The sequence below is a fragment of the Streptomyces sp. NPDC055506 genome, assembly GCF_053643595.1.
On sequence record NZ_JBSHKH010000158.1, the window covers coordinates 1 to 17425 of the forward strand.

The window sequence follows — 17425 nt, forward strand, 5'->3', positions numbered from 1 at the left end:
TTCAGCCCCCGCGTCCGCAGGTCCGTGCTGATCTCCGCCGAGCGTGAGTCGGCCCGTACGGAGGCGGAGGACGTCCGCGCCGCCCTCGACGAGATTCTCTCCGACCACGACCGGCTGACCCGGCGCCTGCTCGGGGTGCCGGGCGCCGAGGACAGCGGGGACACGGAGGAGTGGCAGGGCGACGACTTCGAGTAGGGGCGGGTCCGTCAAGCCGGGGTGTCGAGGGTGATGGCTCCGGCCGGGCAGAGGCCGGCGGCCATCCTGGCGGCGGCCCGGTGCTCGGGGGCCGGGTCGGGGCGCAAAAGCACCACCAGGCCCTCCTCGTCGTCCTGGTCGAAGACCTCGGGAGCCGTCAGGGCGCACATGCCGGCGCCGGCACAGCGCTCACGGTCGACTCCGATCCGCAGCGGCTCGCGTGGGTCGCTCATGGGGCTACTCCTCGTCCCAGGTGACGGGCAGGCTGATCACGCCGTAGATGTTGGAGTGTTCGCGCAGCGGCACCTCCTGGGGCGGCACCGCGAGGCGCAGGGTGGGGAAGCGGGCGAAGAGCGCGGGGAACACGACGGCCATCTCGACGCGGGCGAGCTGCTGGCCCAGGCACTGGTGGGCGCCGTGCCCGAAGGAGAGGTGCCCGGTGGCCTCGCGGCGGATGTCGAGCCGGTCGGGGTCGGGGAACCTGTGCGGGTCACGGTTGGCGGCCTGCACGGAAACGGTCACCGTCTCTCCCGCCCTGATCAGCCGGCCCTCCACCTCGACGTCCTCGAGTGCCGAGCGCAGAATCGGGTCGGCCACGCTGAGGTAGCGCAGCAGTTCCTCCACCGCCTGCTCGGCGAGGCCGGGGTCGGCGCGCAGCGCCTCGAGCTGGTCGGGGTTGCTCAGCAGGGCGAAGGTGCCGAGGGCGAGCATGTTCGCGGTGGTATCAAGCCCGGCGGCGAGCAGCAGCCCGCCGATTCCCGCCAGCTCCTCGTCGGTGAGGTCGGAGGTGGTCAGATCGCTGAGCAGGTCGTCGGTGGGCTCCGCGCGCTTGGCGAGGACCAGTTCGTTCAGGTACCGGAGCAGCGCCGCATAGGCACCGCCCCTCGCCTCCGCGTCCGCCGCCTGGTCGAAGATGGTCGCCACCTGGCTCTGGAACCGCTCGCGGTCGGCGTACGGCACGCCGAGCAGCTCGCAGATCATGAGCGCGGGCACGGGCCGCGCCAGCGCCTCGACCAGGTCGGCCGCGGGCCCGGCCTGCTCCATGGCGTCCAGGCAATCGGTGGTGAACCGCTCGACGCGCTCGGTGAGCCGGCGCATGCGCCGGACGGTGAACTTACCGGTGAGCAGGCGCCGGTAGCGGGTGTGCTCGGGGGCGTCGAGGCCGGTGATGTCGCCGACCGGGGCCGGCGGCAGCTCCGCCGGCGTCCCGGGGACCGGCACCGGCATGTGCAGGAGTTCGTAGCGTGAGCTGAAGCGGCGGTCGGCCAGGATCGCGCGGGCCGCGGCGTGGCCGGTGGCCAGCCGGCCCGTGTGTCCGTCGGCGTAGCGCAGGGGGCGCAGCGGCCGGTCGCTCAGCGCGGTGAGTTCGGCGGGCGGGTCGAAGGGGCATCCGGTGTGCCGGTCGGTGGGCAGGGCGGGCGGCTCCTCGGCGGTGGCTCCGGCCGTGGTGGTGTCGTCGGCCGTCGGGTCGTACGGCATGCGGTCCTCCTGCGATCGTCGGGCGGGGTGTGCGTGGTGCGTAGCGGGTCGGGGCGGGTGAGGTCAGGCGCGGCGGATGAGGATGTCGCCGGCCGAGGTCCGGGCGTGCACCTCGACGGTCTCGTCGGAGTCCGCCGGACCGGCCGAGGAGCCGAGCGAGTTGCGCACCGTGCCGTACTTGGCGTTCAGGTCGAGCCAGGCGGCGGTGCCCTCGTGGATGCCGACTTCGAGGTCGCCGACGGAGGTGCGCAGTTCGATCCGGCCGCGCCTGGCGTCGCCGACGCGGATGCGGCCGTTGGAGGCCATCGCGTCGACCCCGGCGTGGGCGACGCCGATCTCGATCCGGCCGTTGGCGCACTTGGCGCCCACGTCGCCGTGTGCGATGCCGACGGAGATGTCGCCGTTGGCCGCGTTGGTCTTCAGGCCGCCGGTGACCTCGCCGACCTCGGTGGCGCCGTTGCCGTTCTTGACGGTCGCCGTGCCCGCGACCGTGCCGACCTCGACCCGGCCGGCGCCGGTGATCTCGACGTCTCCGGTCGAGCGGGCCAGGCGGATGTCGCCGTGGTCGGTCTTGAGGACGGCGCCGGCCGCCTCGTCGACCTGGAGGTCGCCGAGCGAGGTCTTGAGCGTGACGTCCCCGAAGCGGCCTTCGCAGAAGATGCCGCCCATGACCGAGGTGCCCCGGACGTCCGATCCCGCGGGCAGTTCGACGCTGACCTCGATGGCGCCCGGCTTGCCGAACAGGGACCGCTTCTTGGGCGTCCTGATGGTGAGGCGGCCGCCCGAGCAGGTGACCTGGGTCTGCTGCGCGGCGCGTACGTCGTTGTCGTCGGAGCCGTTGCGCGGCAGCACCTCCACGACCGTGTCGGTGCGCTTTCCCGCGGTGATGCGGGCGGTGCCGGCCTCCAGTTCGAGGGTGACGGAGATCGGTTGGGGGGTGTCGAAAGCAGGCATGGCTGTCCCGTCCTCTGGGTTTGTGGGTGGTCCCGCCGGTGAGGCGGGGTGATGAGTGGCCTAGTGGACCCAGCCGGTGAGGCTCCGGCCGGCCGGGTCCTTGTCGCGGCCCGGCGGGCCGGTGCGCTCCCCGCCGTCGAGGGCGAGAAACACGGCCCGCACCAGCCAGGCGTTGACCGACAGGCCCTCGGCCGCCGCGGCCTCCTCGGTGCGGGCCTTGAGCTGGGCGGGGAGACGGAAGTTGATCCGAGCCGTCGTGCCGTCGTCGGCGTCCGAAGGAGTCGCGACCGGGCCCCGCGTCTCCCGGAACGGCTCGGGAGCATGCGGCGCGGTCACCACGAACTCCGGGTCGGATCCGCGCAGCCGTACGTCGACCGAGCCCGGCGCCAGCTCCCGCGTGACCTCGCCCATGGCGGCGGACAGCGCGTCGAGGAGGGTCAGGCGGGCGGCGGACTCCAGCGGGCCGGTGAGCCGCTCGGCCAGGGCGCGGGCGTCGTCACCGCCGGCCTCCGCGGCGACGGCCAGCTCGCGCCGAAGGGTGTCGACGTAGGGCGTGAGGTCCATGACGCCATGATGGCACACGGGTGACGCCATGGCGAGCCATTCTGGCTCCAACTGATACGAGGTGCGCCTGACCTGCTCTTTCCCTCTGAAGGTGAGGTGTTGCTGTGTAGTCATCGTCATGAATGGGCTTGCGGGTGCGCCGAAGTGGTGCCATGGTGGCGTCACTTCAGCGCCAAGCCTTGGCGCCATCCCTCGCCCACCGACAGGAGTTCCCAGCCGTGGCTACCTTCCTTTACAAACTGGGCCGTCTCGCCTTCCGGCGCCGATGGCTCATGGTGTTGCTGTGGGTGGCGGTCCTTTTCGGCGCGGGCTTCGCCGCCTCCGCCGCCCCGGCGCCGCCCGCGGACACCTTCTCGATGCCCGGCACGGAATCACAGAAGGCCTTCGACCTGCTGGAGAAGAAGTTCCCGGACGCGAGTGCCGACGGGGCAAGCGCCCGGGTCGTGGTCCGTGCGTCCGAGGGCGGGAAGATCTCCGACCCCGCGCGGAAGGCCCATGTCGCAGCGCTGGTCGCGGAGTTGAGGAAGTCCCCGCAGGTCGCCTCGGTGAGCGACCCGTTCACGACGAAGGCGGTCAGCGAGGACGGCTCCACCGCCTACGCCATCGCCACCTACAAGGTCCCCGCCGCCGAGGTCGGCGACAAGGCGCACGACGCCCTCGACGACGCATTGGCCAAGGCCCGTGACGCCGGCCTGACCGCGGAGGCCGGCGGCGACGCCGTGAAGATCGACGCCGCCATGAGCGGCACGGGCGAGAAGATCGGCATCCTGGTCTCCGCCGTGGTCCTGCTCCTCACCTTCGGCTCGGTGATCGCCGCCGGCATGCCCCTGCTCACGGCCCTCATCGGTGTCGGCGTCGGGATATCCGCGATCACGGCGCTCGGCGCCACGCTAGGCCTGTCCGGCACCACCTCGACCCTGGCGATGATGCTCGGCCTCGCCGTCGGCATCGACTACGCCCTGTTCATCGTCTCCCGCTACCGCGCCGAGCTCACCGAGGGCCGCGACCGCGCCGACGCCGCGGGGCGGGCGGTCGGCACCGCCGGCTCCGCGGTGGTCTTCGCCGGGCTCACCGTCATCGTGGCCCTCGCCGGCCTGGCCGTGGTGAACATCCCGATGCTCACCAAGATGGGCCTGGCCGCCGCCGGCACCGTCGCGATCGCCGTCCTGGTCGCCCTCACCTTCGTGCCGGCGCTGCTCGGCTTCGCGCCGGTCAAGGTCCTGCGCCGCCGGGACCGCCACCGGTTCTCCGGCAAGCCCCTCAGCGCCCGCCGGCAGCGCAAGGCCGACAAGCACGCCGCGAAGGACGCTGGGCGGGGGCCCAACCTCGGCTCCCGCTGGGCCAGTTACGTCCTGCGCCACCCCGTCGCCGTACTGCTCCTGGCCGTCCTCGGCCTCGGCGCGGTCGCCGTACCCGCGGCCAGTCTGCAGCTCGGACTGCCCGGCGAGGGCACCATGGCCCCCGACACCACCCAGCGCAAGGCCTACGACCTGCTCTCGGACTCCTTCGGCCCCGGGTTCAACGGGCCGCTGACGATCACCGTGGAGGGCCCGGACGCCAAGGCCGCGGCCGACACCGTCGGCAAGCGGATCGCCGGGCAGGACGGCGTCGCCACCGTCACCCCGGCCACGCCCAACGAGGCCGGTGACACCGCGATCCTGAACGTCGTCCCGGCCACCGGCCCCACCGACGCCGCGACCGAGGACCTGGTACGCCGGCTGCGCTCCCTCGCCGGCGGCTTCCGGGCCGACACTGGCGCCGAGGTCCTGGTCACCGGCCAGACCGCGATGTTCATCGACTTCTCCGAGACCCTCGACGACGCGCTGCTGCCCTATCTCGCCCTGGTCGTGGGCCTGGCGTTCCTGCTGCTGATGGTGGTCTTCCGCTCGGTTCTCGTGCCGCTCAAGGCCGCGCTCGGCTTCCTGCTCTCGGTGACCGCCGCGCTCGGCGCCGTCGTCGCGGTCTTCCAGTGGGGCTGGCTCGCCGATGTCTTCGGCGTCGACCAGCCGAGCCCGATCATGAGCACGATGCCGATCTTCATGATCGGCGTGGTCTTCGGACTCGCCATGGACTACGAGGTGTTCCTGGTGACCCGGATGCGGGAGGCCTACGTCCACGGGGCGCGGCCCGCGGAGGCCGTCGTCACCGGCTTCCGCTACGGCGGCCGGGTGGTGGCCGCTGCCGCCGCCATCATGATCAGCGTGTTCTCCGGCTTCATCGTGGAGGACAACGACTTCGTGAAGATGATCGGCTTCGGCCTCGCGGCCGCGGTGCTCTTCGACGCCTTCCTGGTCCGTATGACCATCGTCCCCGCCCTGTTCGCCCTGCTCGGCAAGTCGGCCTGGTGGCTGCCGCGGTGGCTCGACCGGCTGCTTCCGAACCTCGACGTCGAAGGCGAGAAGCTCTCCCGCACGGCCCCGGCCGGGCAGGAGGCGCCGCGGCGCCGCGCACCCGAACTGGTCGACTAGCGATCCCCGTTGACCGTGACCGGGCCCGGCTCGGCGGCCTCGTCCAGGCGGGCCTGTTCCTCTTCGCCGAGGAGCAGGTCCGCCGCGGCCGCCGAGTCCCTGGCCGTCTCCGGCCGGCTCGACCCCGGGATCGGGATGACGGCCGGGGAGCGCGCCAGCAGCCAGGCCAGCCCGACCCGCTGGGGGCTGACACCGCGCTCCGCGGCCACGGCGTGGAAGGCGGCGAAGCGGTCCGCTCCCTCCGTCCGCGACGGCCCGTCCAGGGAGCTGCGGGCCAGCCCGCCCAGCGGGCTCCACGGCAGGAAGGCCAGCCCCAGTTCCGCGCACAGCCGCAGCTCCGGCTCGCTGTCCCGGAAAGCGGGGGAGTACCGGTTCTGCACCGACACCAGCCGGTCGCCGAGGACCGTACGCGCCCGGCGGATCTGGTCCGCGTCCGCGTTGGACACCCCGGCCAGCCGGATCGTGCCCGCGTCGAGCAGCTCCCGCAGGGCGCCGACCGACTCCTCGAACGGCACCGCGGGGTCGGGCTTGTGGAGCTGGTAGAGGCCGATCGCCTCCACACCGAGGCGCTTGCGGGAGGCCTCGGCGGCGGCCTTGAGATGGCGCGGGTGGCCGTTCACCGTCCAGTCCCCGCCCGCCGGACGGCCGCGGCCGCCCTTCGTCGCGACCAGCACGTCCGAGGTGTCACCGCCGTACGTGGCGAGTGCCCGGGCCAGCAGGCGTTCGTTGTGGCCGGGCTCCGCGCCCGGCAGATGGTAGGAGTCGGCCGTGTCCAGGAGGGTCACGCCCGCGTCGAGCGCGGCGTGCACGGTGGCCAGGGCACGCTTCTCGTCCGGCCGTCCTTCGAGGGACAGCGGCATCGCGCCGAGCCCGATCGCGCTCACCCGCAGTCCGCCCAGTGTCCTGTACCGCATGTCAGTCGCCCTTTCCGAGCGTCTCGGCGACGGCACGCGGCAACCACTGCCGGGCGTCGGTGAAGGTGTGGCCGAGCCGGGTGGCACGGCTGTTGTCCATGCCGTAGGAGCGGCGGAAGGAGAACGGGGAGACCTCGCCGACCTCCACGGGCCGGAACACGGCCCGGCCGCCCGGGACGTGCGCGGCCACCGCCTCGCACAACTCCTCGGTCCTCAGCGCCCCGTGGGAGGCGGCGTTCACCGGCCCGGTGAACTCCTCGCCCGCCGCCCACGCGAGGAAGCGGGCGATCTCGTCGACGTGTATGTACGTGGCGGGCCGGTTCACGGCCGGCACGGCGATCGGCTCGCCGGTGCGGATCCGCTCGGCGTAGTGGGCCAGCCGTCCGGTGAAGTCGTCGTCGCCGCCCAGCACATGGGCCACCCGCACCGCCGTGTACGGCAGCTCCGGGCCGTCGGCCGCGAGGACCGCCTCGGCCTGCCGCTTGCCCTCCCCGTAGTGCGCCTCCAGGAACGCCGGGGCGTCCCAGGGCAGTTCGAGGTCGACGGCGACCGCGGCCGGGTCGACGGCCTCCTCGCGCACGAGAGCGGGGGAGTCCTCGTACTCGTACACCTCGACCGTCGAGGTCATCACATAGCGGCCGGTACGGCCGGAGAAGACACGGCGGGCGAGTGCCGCCTGGCGCGGGGTGTAGCAGACCTGGTCGACGACGACGTCGAAGACACGCGAGCCGAGCGCCTCTCTCAGCGCGTGCTCGTCGTCCCGGTCGGCGACCAGCTGCTCCACCCCGGCCGGCGGCGGGGAGGACCCCCGGTTCAGCACGCTCACCCGGTGCCCTTCGTCCCGCAGCCGTGCGATCAGACGCTTTCCGACGTAGCGGTTTCCACCGATGACCAGTACGTTCCGGACCTTTTCCATGGCCATAATTCTCCTGGCGTACATCCGCGTACTGAAGGGGGAACCATGGGAGTTCAGGCCGCCGCACCGAAAGAACCACGGCATCTTCGTCCCGCCGCCGACGAAACCTCGGTGGTCTTCGACGCACTCGACCGGCAGATCCTCCAGCTGCTCCAGACCGACGGCCGGATCAAGCTCAGCGAGCTGGGCCGCCGGGTCCGGCTCAGCCCGGCGGCGGTCACCGAGCGGGTGCGGCGGCTGGAGGCCGCGGGCGTGATCAGCGGCTACGGCGCCCAGGTCGTCCCGGCCCGACTCGGCTACGGCATCCAGGCGTTCATCCGCGTCAACCCGCACGGCGGCTACAACCTGAAGCACCCGAGGACCCTGGAGCTGATCGAGCGGCCCGAGATCACCGAGGTGCACCACGTGGTCGGCGAGGACTGCTGGATCCTCAAGGTCGCCGTCCGGGACACCGTCCACCTGGAGGAGGTCCTGGAGGGCGTCTCCGCGCTGGGGCGCACCACGACGTCGATCGTGCTGACCTCCCCGGTGGAGCGGAAACCGCTGTTGCCTTGACGCGGGCGTCAAGGAATACGTTCGTACGCATGCGAATCGGCGAGCTGGCCGCACGGGCCGGGACCACGACGCGGACGCTGCGCTACTACGAGTCGCGGGGTCTGCTGCCCGCGCGGCGCACGGGCAACGGATACCGGAGCTACGACGAGAGCGATCTGCGGCTGCTCCGGCAGATCCGGACGCTGCAGGACTTCGGGTTCGACCTGGAGGAGACACGGCCCTTCGTGGAATGTCTCCGGGCCGGGCACCCCGAGGGCGACTCGTGCCCGGCGTCGCTCGCGGTCTACCGGCGCAAGCTGGGCGAACTGGACTCCCTGATCGGTGAGCTGACCACCGTCCGGGACACGGTCGCACGGCAGCTGGCGCGGGCCGAACTGGCCGCCGAGGCGGAGGCTCCGGGCGGTCCGGAGCCGCAGTGCGAGCTGGGAGGGGACCCATGGTGACCGATGTGACCGACATGGCCGACGTGGTTGACGTGACGGACGCGGATTTCGAGGCGGAGGTGATCGGCGCCGGTCTGCCGGTGCTGGTGGAGTTCACCGCCGACTGGTGTCCGCCGTGCCGGCAGATGGGGCCGGTGCTGAAGGCCCTCGCCTCGGAGGAAAGCGGCCGGCTGAAGGTGGTGCGGCTGGACGTGGACGCCAACCCGGAGACGACCAACGCCTACAAGGTGCTGTCCATGCCGACCTTCATGGTGTTCCGCGGCGGTGAGCCCGTGAAGTCGATGGTGGGCGCGCGGGCCAAGCGGCGGCTGCTTGAGGAACTGGCCGACGTGCTCTAGGCGACCCGCCCGGACAACAGGAAATCCCCCGAGCAATTGCGCTCGGGGGATTTCCTTGCGTATATTTGTTTGTTCGTGACTTCGACTCGAAAGAAGTCACGCGAAGTTCAGTGAGCACAGTATATCCGGGCGGGAGCGGAATTGTCAAACACCGAATTTCCGGACGATGAATTGCGACAGGAACAGGAATTCATCGACGGGTTGTACGCGCGCGTGGACGCGCTGCGCGGCGACGCCGAGACCTCCGTCACGGACGCCCTCGCGCAAGGCAACACGCCCATGCAGGCCAGACTCGAGCGGGACATCCTCGTCGCCGAGCGCTCCGGGCTGCTCGCCGCACTGAACGCGGTGGACGGCTCCCTGTGCTTCGGCCGGATCGACCTCACCTCGGGCGTCACCCACCACATCGGCCGGATCGGGCTGCGCACCGACGACGCCGAGCGCACCCCCGTCCTGATCGACTGGCGTGCCGACGTCGCCCGCCCCTTCTACCTGGCCACCGGCCACACCCCGATGGGTCTGAGGCGCCGGCGGCACATCGCCACCGACGGCCGGCGGGTCACCCAGCTGCACGACGAGATCCTCGACCTCGGCGACGAGACCCGCACCGGCCACGAGGACCCGACGGGCGACGCCGTGCTGCTCGCCGCCCTCGACTCGGCCCGCACCGGCCGGATGAGCGACATCGTGCAGACCATCCAGGCCGACCAGGACCGCATCATCCGCGCCCCGCACCGCGGCGTCATGGTGGTGGAGGGCGGTCCGGGCACCGGCAAGACGGCCGTCGCCCTGCACCGCGCCGCCTATCTGCTGTACGAGCACCGCGAGCTGCTCGCCAAGCGGGCGGTACTGATCGTCGGGCCCAACCCGGCGTTCCTCGGCTACATCGGCGAGGTGCTGCCCTCCCTCGGCGAGACGGGGGTGCTCCTCGCGACCGTCGGCGAGCTGTTCCCCGGTGTGAAGGCGACCGCGACCGACACGCCCGAGGCCGCAGCCGTGAAGGGCCGGGCCGGCATGGCAGACGTCCTCGCCGAGGTGGTGCGCGGTCGGCAGGCGCTGCCCGACCCGGTGATCGCCATCGAGCACGACCGCGAGGTCCTCATGCTCGACGACGGCCTGGTGAACGTCGCCCGCGAGCGCACCCGCGCCGCCAAGCTGCCGCACAACGCCGCCCGCGAGCACTTCGAGGGCCACATCCTCAACGCGCTCACCGACCTGTACGCCGAACGGATCGGCACCGACCCCTTCGACGGGTCCAGCCTGCTCGACCCCAGCGACATCACCCAGATCCGCGACGACATCGCCGAGAACCCCGATGTCTGGTCCGCCATCGACCAGCTGTGGCCGGTGCTCACCCCGCAGCGGCTGGTCGCCGACTTCCTCGCCGCGCCCGAGGAGTTCCTGCCCGCCGAGGACGCCGAGGCCGTACGCCGCCCGGTGACCCGGCGCTGGACGGTCGCGGACGTGCCGCTGCTCGACGAGGCCGCCGAACTCCTCGGCGACGACGACCGGCTGGCCCGGGAGCGCGCCGCGCGCGAACGGGAGGAGCAGATCGCCTACGCGCAGGGCGTGCTGGAGGTGTCGTACGCCTCCCGGACCTACGAGTTCGAGGACAAGGAGGACAGCGACCCCGACGGCAGCGAGGTGCTGTCCGCGCACGACGTCATCGACGCCGAGCGGTTCGCCGAACGGCACGAGGAGGACGACCACCGCAGCGCCGCCGAGCGCGCGGCGGCCGACCGCACCTGGGCGTTCGGGCACATCATCGTCGACGAGGCGCAGGAGCTGTCGCCGATGGCCTGGCGGCTGCTGATGCGCCGCAGCCCGACCCGCTCGATGACCCTGGTCGGCGACCCCGCGCAGACGGCGGAGGCGGCCGGTGTCGGCTCCTGGGCGGGCATCCTCGAGCCGTACGTCGAGGACCGCTGGGAGCACAACCGACTGGGCGTCAACTACCGCACCCCGGCCGAGATCATGGACGCGGCGGCGGCCGTGGTCCGCGCCGAGCACCCGGAGTTCGAGCCGCCGAGCTCGGTCCGCTCCACGGGTGTACGGCCGTGGGCGCGGGCCACCGACGACCTTCCGGGCGCGGTCGCCAAGGCGGTCGAGGAGCTCACCCCGGCCGAGGGACGGCTCGCGGTGATCGCGCCGCGCGACCTCCACCGCGGCCTCGCGGCCCGGCTGGACGGCGTGACGGCGGGCGCCGAACCCGACCTCACCCAGACGGTCGTCCTCCTCGACCCGCGCCAGGCCAAGGGCCTGGAGTTCGACTCCGTCCTGGTGGTCGAGCCCGGCCGGTACGGCACCAGCGACCTGTACGTGGCCCTGACCCGGGCCACCCAGCGGCTCGGCGTGCTGCACACCGGGGAGTTGCCGGAGGCCTTGTCGGAATCCTTCGTGTAGGAGCGGTAACAGTTCGTGTCGTAGTCACCGCCTGTGCGCGGCCGGTGCGGTAGGCGTTGCCATAGGGAAGCCCAGCCCTACGCGGCCGCGCCGGCTGCACGGGCCCGTGGCGCCGGTCGGGCTGATGGGCGGCGAGTGCCTGTGGCGGCGCGACCTCCGCTACTGGCGGGCCCGTGCCCAGCGTGAACTGCCGCCGGGCTGGCCGCTGCTGGCCGCCGAGTCCGGCTCGGCCGGCTTCGCCGACCTGGGCGCCCAGTTCACCCTGCCGCTGCTGCTCATGGTGACCACCAGGCTGTTCGGCTGCCCCGTGGAGCTGGGCGACGAGCTGGTCATGGACCTGTGGCGGATGCTCGACGGCGGCCTGGACGCCGACCCCGCCACCGCCCGGGCCCTCGCGTCCTTCACCCGGCTCGCCGCCCACCGCCGGGCTCGCCCGGGCGACGACCTCACCTCGTACCTGCTGCTGGCCGACCGGCAACATGATCCTCAACACGCTGCTGGAGGTCATCCGGGGTAACGCCACCGTCCGCCGCAGCGCGTCGGCGGGGCAGCTCGGCGAGACGGTCGACCGGGCCGCCCTCGCCACCCCGCCGGTTGCCCTGGCGCGCACGACAGCACCGGGACGGCACCCTCCAGGAGACGGACCGCCAGACCACGGGACCGCTGGCCGCGCCTCAGGAGGCTGATGTCCGGCACCCAGGCTGAGCGGACCTACCGGAGCAGCGACTTCGGATACCGCAGGGCGTGCCACAGTCCGGCCGCCAGCGGTACGACCGTCAGGGCGAAGAAGACCCAGAACACGAACTCGGCGCCGGGCGCCAGGTCGTAGGTGGTGCCGTCCTCCCACTCGCAGTAGGCCCGAGGCGGAAACGGCGTGGAGACTCCCCAGGCCTTTCCGCCGCCCAGGAAGCCCTCCCGCATCGGCTCGGCCGGACAGGGCGCGGTCTCCGGGAACAGCACGGGGTCGTCCGCCGTCATGATCACGACCCAGGTGACGGCACCGCACGGCAGCGCCCAGAACACCGCGGTCCGCACCCACAGCGGCAGCAGCGGATGCGCCAGCAGCCCGCGCAGCGCGACCAGGGCCACCACGAGTCCGACGAAGACGGGAAGCAGCGTCATGCCGACACCGCGGTCTTCGGGTCGGGCGGACCCCCATGGCCCGGTGGGGTGGCACGGCACATGCCGTCACCCCACCAGGGCCCGACCGCACGGGCTGTGGCGGAAGCCACTCCTCCCGTCACAGAGGTGTCACAGCGGGCAGCGGCCGCCTACGCCGGGCGCAGCCACACCGTCGACAGCGGCGGCAGGGTCAGGCGGATGCTGGCCGGGCGGCCGTGCCAGGGCTGGGCCTCGGGCTTGACCGGGTCGGGGTTGGTGACGTCGCCGCCGCCGTAGCGGGCGGCGTCGGTGTTCACGGCCTCGTGCCAGGCGGGGACGTCCTCGGGCACGCCCAGGCGGTAGTCCTGGCGGACGACCGGCGCGAAGTTCGACACCGCCAGGATCGGGGTGCCCTCCGGGTCCAGCCGCAGGAACGCGAGGACGTTGTCGTCGGCGGCGTCCCCGACGACCCACTCGAAACCGGCCGGGTCGGTGTCGAGGCGCCACAGCGCCGGGGTGGCCCGGTAGACCGTGTTGAGGTCGCGGACCAGGTCACGCACGCCCCGGTGGTCGGGCTCGGCCCCGTAGCCCGGGTCCAGCAGCCACCAGTCGGGGCCGTGCGCCTCGGACCACTCGGCGCCCTGGGCGAACTCCTGGCCCATGAAGAGCAGTTGCTTGCCCGGGTGGGCCCACATGAAGCCGAGGTAGGCCCGCACGCCGGCGCGCTGCTGCCACCAGTCGCCGGGCATCTTCGACACAAGGGAGCCCTTGCCGTGCACGACCTCGTCGTGGGAGATCGGCAGGACGTAGTTCTCGCTGTACGCGTACACCATCGAGAAGGTCATCTCGTGGTGGTGGTACTTGCGGTGCACCGGCTCATGGCTCATGTACTGGAGCGAGTCGTGCATCCAGCCCATGTTCCACTTCAGCCCGAACCCGAGCCCGCCGAAGCCGCTCGGGCCCTCGTGGTGGGTGGCCCGGGTCACCCCGTCCCACGCGGTCGACTCCTCGGCGATCGTGACCACGCCGGGCACCCTGCGGTACACCGTCGCGTTCATCTCCTGCAGGAACGCCACCGCGTCCAGGTTCTCCCGGCCGCCGTGCTCGTTGGGCGTCCACTGCCCCGCCTCGCGCGAGTAGTCGAGGTAGAGCATCGAGGCGACCGCGTCCACCCGCAGCCCGTCGATATGGAACTCCTCGCACCAGTACAGGGCGTTCGAGACGAGGAAGTTGCGCACCTCCCGCCGCCCGAAGTCGAACTCCAGCGTGCCCCAGTCGGGATGCGCGGCCCGCAGCGGATCCTCGTGCTCGTACAGGGGCCGCCCGTCGAACTCGGCCAGCGCCCAGTCGTCCCGCGGGAAATGGGCCGGCACCCAGTCCATGAGGACGCCGATCCCGGCCCGGTGCAGCGAGTCGACCAGATACCGGAAGTCGTCCGGCGTGCCGAGGCGGGCCGTCGGCGCGTAGAAGCCGGTGACCTGGTAGCCCCAGGAGCCGCCGAACGGATGCTCGGCGACCGGCATCAGCTCGACGTGCGTGAAGCCCAGGTTCTTCACGTACCCGGGGAGCTGATCGGCCAGCTGCCGGTACGTCAGCCCCGGGCGCCAGGAGGCCAGATGCACCTCGTACACCGAGAACGGCGCCTCGTGTGCCGGGGCCTCGGCCCGCCGGTCCAGCCACTCGGCGTCGCCCCACTCGTACGCCGAGGACGTGATGACCGACGAGGTCGCGGGCGGCACCTCCGTGCGGCGGGCCAGCGGGTCGGCGCGCAGCGTCTTCGAACCGTCGGGGCGGGTGATGTCGAACTTGTACAGCTCGCCCTCGCCGATGTCCGGCAGGAACAGCTCCCACACGCCCGACGAGCCCAGCGACCGCATGGCGTGGCCGGTGCCGTCCCAGAAGTTGAAGGTGCCGGCCACGCGCACGCCGCGCGCGTTCGGCGCCCACACCGAGAACCGGGTGCCGGTCACGCCCTCGTGGGTCGTCGGGTGCGCGCCGAGCGCCGTCCACAGCTCCTCGTGCCGGCCCTCGCCGATCAGATGCAGGTCGAGGTCGCCCAGCGTGGGCAGGAAGCGGTAGGCGTCCTCGGTGTCCAGAACCGTGCCCTCGTACGCCACGAGCAGCCGGTACGCCGGGACCTCCCGCAGCGGCAGCAGCCCGGAGAAGAACCCTTCCCCGTCGTCGTGCAGCTCCGCCCGCAGTTCCCCGGCGACGACGGTCACCGACAGGGCGTACGGCCGGAACGCCCGGAACGCGACTCCGCCGGGCACGGGGTGCGCGCCGAGCACGGAGTGCGGGTCGTGATGCGTTCCGCCGAGCAGCCGCTCCCGGTCCACCGCGTCGACGGCGGGCGAGACGGCGATCTCCATCTCCGGCGGGACGACCTGGTCGGGGGCGGCCTTCCGGGCAGCGGCTTTCCCTGCGCCCGCTGCCCGGGCGGGGGCCTTCTTCGCCGCCGCCTTCTTGGCAGGGGGGTTGGCGGCCGTGGACTTGGCGGCAGCTGCCTTCGCGGTCGTGGCCTTCTTGGCGGCAGCCTTCGTGGTCGTGGCCTTCTTCACGGCCGTCTTCTTCGCGGCTGTCTTCGCAGGGGTCTTCTTGGCGGCTGCCTTCGTCGCGGCCACCTTCTTGGCGGTCGACTTCGCCACGGTCGACTTCGCCGCGGTCGCCTTCGCGGGGGCCGCCTTCTTAGCGACGGCCTTCTTCGCCACGGCCTTCTTCGCGACAGCCTTCTTCGCCACGCTCGGCTTCGCGGCCGTCGCCTTCTTCGCCGGTGACTGCGCTGGGGCCGATTTCCTGGCGGCGGCCTTCTTCGCCGCCGCCTGTTTCGGTACCGCCGTCTTCTTCGCGGCGCTCTTGCGCTGGGCGGCCGTCGGCTGCTCGGGGATCTTCTCCCCGGCGGTCTTCTTCGGATGCGAACCGCTGGACTCGGAGCGGGGGGTCACGGGCGCAGCCTCCTGGGCGCAGGTGGGTCAGTCAGGTCAGATGGCCGGACGAGGAGAGCCGGCTTATGGCGGCCAGGGGCACCGGCAGCCAGTCGGGGCGGTGCCGGGCCTCGTACACCACCTCGTAGATCGCCTTGTCCGTCTCGTAGGCGCGCAGCAGCACCGGGTCGGTGCGCGGATCGCGGCCGGAGGCCTCCGCGTAGCCGGAGCAGTACGCGGACCGGCAGGTCTCGGCCCAGTCCGGCTGGGGCGGATCGGCCGAGCGGGCCGCGTAGTCGAAGGACCGCAGCATGCCGGCGACATCCCGCACCGCCGGCTGCGGCATGCGCCGCTCGGGCAGGGGCCGGGCCGGCTCGCCCTCGAAGTCGATCAGCCACCACTCGCCGGCCGGTGAGCGCAGGCACTGCCCGAGATGCAGATCGCCGTGCACGCGCTGCGCGGTCCAGGTGCGGCCCTCGGCGGCCAGATCGCCCAGCGCGGTGAACGCCGACCGCAGCCCGTCGGCGTAGGGCCGCAGCGCGGGCACCGCCTGGACGGCCGCCTCCAGCCGCTCGAGCATGCCGTCCACCATGAGCTGGAGCTGCATGTGACCGAGCGTGACCGTCGGCAACGCACGGGCCAGCGCGGTGTGCACCTCGGCGGTGGCCCGCCCCAGCGCCCGTGCCTCGGCGCCGAAGTCCTCGCCCTTGGCCAGCTCGCGCAACGCCAGCTCCCAGCCGTCGGAGGCGCCCTGCACGAACGGCTGGAGCACCCCCAGCACGTACGGCTGCTGGGCGAGGTCCGCCGAGCCCGCCGGGATCACCGGGTCCGCCGTGGGGTCTATGTCCGCGACCATCCAGGCCGTCGGCGCGGGCACCCGGGGGCAGCCCTCGCGGGCCAGCGCCAGCGGCAGCTCCAGATCGGGGTTGACCCCGGGCACGATCCGGCGCAACAGCTTCAGGATGAACGTATCTCCGTAGACGACGGACGAGTTGGACTGCTCGGCGGTCACCACGCGGGGCACCAGCCCGGACCTGATGTCCTGGCCGGGGTCCCGCTCGAAGCGGAGCCTGCCGATACGGGCCCGGGTGCGCAGCGCCTCCAGGAACAGCTCGGTGGGCCTGGTGTCGTGCAGGGCGTCGTAGACGGCGCGGCCGGCCAGCGGCCCCGTCGGCACATGTCCGATCAGCGCGGGCGCCAGCCGAGGCGGCAGCGCCTCGCGCACGCCTATCAACAGCTGGTAGCAGTCGCCGGGATGGCCGGGCGCGCCCGGGGACGACCCGAGCGGCTGATGGGCGCGGACGAGCAGGTGGTACAGGCCCAGCTTGGCACTGGCGGGGAGCAGCTCGGTGGCCTCGACCAGTGTGAACCCGGTGACCGGACGGCCCTTGCCGGCGAACCAGCGCTGCCGTGGCAGCCATTCCCGCAGCAGGGGATCCAGGGAGGCGAGAAGGCCGGGCGGGGTGGTGACGGTGCGTGTGACGGCTTCCGACATGACGTCGCGTCCTTTCACCCATGTGTGATGCGTCACCGGGTGGGGTGTTCTTCATGCGTGCCCCGGGCGGGGCAGGAGAAACGCCCCGCCACGGGGGTTTGCGGCCTGCCCCGCGGATCAGGCCTCAGCAGGCCGTTTCAGGCCTCACACGGCCCTCATACGGTGTCCCCGCGGAGCCGGAACCAGTAGAAACCGTGGCCCGCCAGGGTCAGCAGATACGGCAGCTCGCCGATGGCCGGGAAGCGCACGCCGCCGAACAGCTCCACCGGGTGCCGCCCCTCGAAGGCGCTCAGATCCAGCTCCGTGGGCTGCGCGAACCGGGAGAAGTTGTTCACGCACAGCACCAGGTCGTCCTCGTACTCCCTGAGGAAGGCCAGCACCGCCGGGTTCGTCGACGGCAGCTCGGTGTAGGTGCCGAGCCCGAAGGCGGGGTTCTGCTTGCGGATCTCGATCATGCGGCGGGTCCAGTGCAGCAGCGACGACGGCGAGGACATCGACGCCTCGACGTTCGTGACCTGGTAGCCGTAGACCGGGTCCATGATCGTCGGCAGGAACAGCCGCCCGGGGTCGGAGGACGAGAAGCCCGCGTTGCGGTCGGGCGTCCACTGCATCGGCGTGCGCACCGCGTCCCGGTCGCCGAGCCAGATGTTGTCGCCCATGCCGATCTCGTCGCCGTAGT

At 72.3% G+C, this 17425-nt stretch carries 16 protein-coding genes and 1 pseudogene; 7 read left to right on the forward strand and 10 right to left on the reverse strand.

Translation table 11 applies throughout. From position 1 onward, the window contains the following. Positions 1-195: pseudogene (locus tag ACWIF2_RS36080) on the forward strand (hypothetical protein); the annotation flags it as partial. A gap of 11 nt (positions 196-206) precedes the next feature. Here the strand turns inward: ACWIF2_RS36080 and ACWIF2_RS36085 are convergent. The 4 genes from ACWIF2_RS36085 to ACWIF2_RS36100 all read right to left on the reverse strand — a co-directional run bounded on the left by ACWIF2_RS36085 (position 207) and on the right by ACWIF2_RS36100 (position 3192). Beyond that, complete coding sequence (locus ACWIF2_RS36085) at positions 207-428, reverse strand: ferredoxin (RefSeq protein WP_454365301.1); 222 nt, start codon at positions 426-428, stop codon at positions 207-209. A gap of 4 nt (positions 429-432) precedes the next feature. Next, positions 433-1674 carry a cytochrome P450 gene (locus ACWIF2_RS36090; RefSeq protein ID WP_454365303.1) on the reverse strand — a complete coding sequence of 414 codons (1242 nt, stop codon included), beginning with the start codon at positions 1672-1674 and terminating at the stop codon, positions 433-435. Positions 1675-1737: 63 nt separating this feature from the next. After that, positions 1738-2628, reverse strand: coding sequence for a DUF4097 family beta strand repeat-containing protein (locus ACWIF2_RS36095; RefSeq protein ID WP_454365305.1), 891 nt, complete (start codon positions 2626-2628; stop codon positions 1738-1740). Positions 2629-2688: 60 nt separating this feature from the next. Continuing rightward, positions 2689-3192 (reverse strand): toxin-antitoxin system HicB family antitoxin, encoded by a 504-nt coding sequence (locus ACWIF2_RS36100; protein ID WP_454365307.1) that lies wholly within the window; start codon positions 3190-3192, stop codon positions 2689-2691. A 218-nt stretch (positions 3193-3410) separates the two neighbouring features. On the opposite strand from ACWIF2_RS36100, the gene ACWIF2_RS36105 reads away from it, so the two are divergent. After that, on the forward strand, positions 3411-5660 hold the full coding sequence (locus ACWIF2_RS36105; RefSeq protein WP_454365309.1) for an MMPL family transporter: 2250 nt from the start codon (positions 3411-3413) through the stop codon (positions 5658-5660). Here ACWIF2_RS36105 and ACWIF2_RS36110 read toward each other — a convergent pair. Both ACWIF2_RS36110 and ACWIF2_RS36115 read right to left on the reverse strand, forming a co-directional pair. After that, positions 5657-6574 (reverse strand): aldo/keto reductase, encoded by a 918-nt coding sequence (locus ACWIF2_RS36110; RefSeq protein ID WP_454365311.1) that lies wholly within the window; start codon positions 6572-6574, stop codon positions 5657-5659. The two genes, ACWIF2_RS36105 and ACWIF2_RS36110, sit on opposite strands and share 4 nt — an antisense overlap. A 1-nt stretch (position 6575) precedes the next feature. Then, on the reverse strand, positions 6576-7490 hold the full coding sequence (locus tag ACWIF2_RS36115; RefSeq protein ID WP_454365313.1) for an NAD-dependent epimerase/dehydratase family protein: 915 nt from the start codon (positions 7488-7490) through the stop codon (positions 6576-6578). Between the two features lie 45 nt (positions 7491-7535). Between ACWIF2_RS36115 and ACWIF2_RS36120 the strand changes: the two genes are divergently transcribed. The 5 genes from ACWIF2_RS36120 to ACWIF2_RS36140 all read left to right on the forward strand — a co-directional run bounded on the left by ACWIF2_RS36120 (position 7536) and on the right by ACWIF2_RS36140 (position 11746). Continuing rightward, positions 7536-8045, forward strand: coding sequence for an Lrp/AsnC family transcriptional regulator (locus ACWIF2_RS36120; RefSeq protein WP_454365315.1), 510 nt, complete (start codon positions 7536-7538; stop codon positions 8043-8045). Between the two features lie 29 nt (positions 8046-8074). Further along, entirely contained in the window at positions 8075-8488 is a 414-nt protein-coding gene (locus ACWIF2_RS36125; RefSeq protein ID WP_215118451.1) for a MerR family transcriptional regulator, read from the forward strand. After that, positions 8482-8826, forward strand: a complete 345-nt coding sequence (locus ACWIF2_RS36130; protein WP_454365317.1) for a thioredoxin family protein — start codon at positions 8482-8484, stop codon at positions 8824-8826. The genes ACWIF2_RS36125 and ACWIF2_RS36130 overlap by 7 nt, the downstream gene beginning before the upstream one ends. Before the next feature lie 123 nt (positions 8827-8949). After that, positions 8950-11229, forward strand: coding sequence for a HelD family protein (locus tag ACWIF2_RS36135; RefSeq protein ID WP_454365329.1), 2280 nt, complete (start codon positions 8950-8952; stop codon positions 11227-11229). A 106-nt stretch (positions 11230-11335) separates the two neighbouring features. After that, complete coding sequence (locus tag ACWIF2_RS36140; protein WP_454365319.1) at positions 11336-11746, forward strand: hypothetical protein; 411 nt, start codon at positions 11336-11338, stop codon at positions 11744-11746. Between the two features lie 194 nt (positions 11747-11940). Here the strand turns inward: ACWIF2_RS36140 and ACWIF2_RS36145 are convergent, their stop codons facing one another. From ACWIF2_RS36145 to ACWIF2_RS36160, 4 genes are all read right to left on the reverse strand, one after another. Next, complete coding sequence (locus ACWIF2_RS36145; protein ID WP_454365321.1) at positions 11941-12351, reverse strand: hypothetical protein; 411 nt, start codon at positions 12349-12351, stop codon at positions 11941-11943. A gap of 149 nt (positions 12352-12500) precedes the next feature. Next, positions 12501-15272 (reverse strand): 1,4-alpha-glucan branching enzyme, encoded by a 2772-nt coding sequence (gene glgB / locus ACWIF2_RS36150; RefSeq protein WP_454365323.1) that lies wholly within the window; start codon positions 15270-15272, stop codon positions 12501-12503. A 31-nt stretch (positions 15273-15303) separates the two neighbouring features. Further along, on the reverse strand, positions 15304-16746 hold the full coding sequence (locus tag ACWIF2_RS36155; protein WP_454365325.1) for a maltokinase N-terminal cap-like domain-containing protein: 1443 nt from the start codon (positions 16744-16746) through the stop codon (positions 15304-15306). Positions 16747-16901: 155 nt separating this feature from the next. Then, positions 16902-17425, reverse strand: a 524-nt coding sequence (locus ACWIF2_RS36160; RefSeq protein ID WP_454365327.1) for an alpha-glucosidase C-terminal domain-containing protein, incomplete at its 5' end; no start/stop codon positions are given.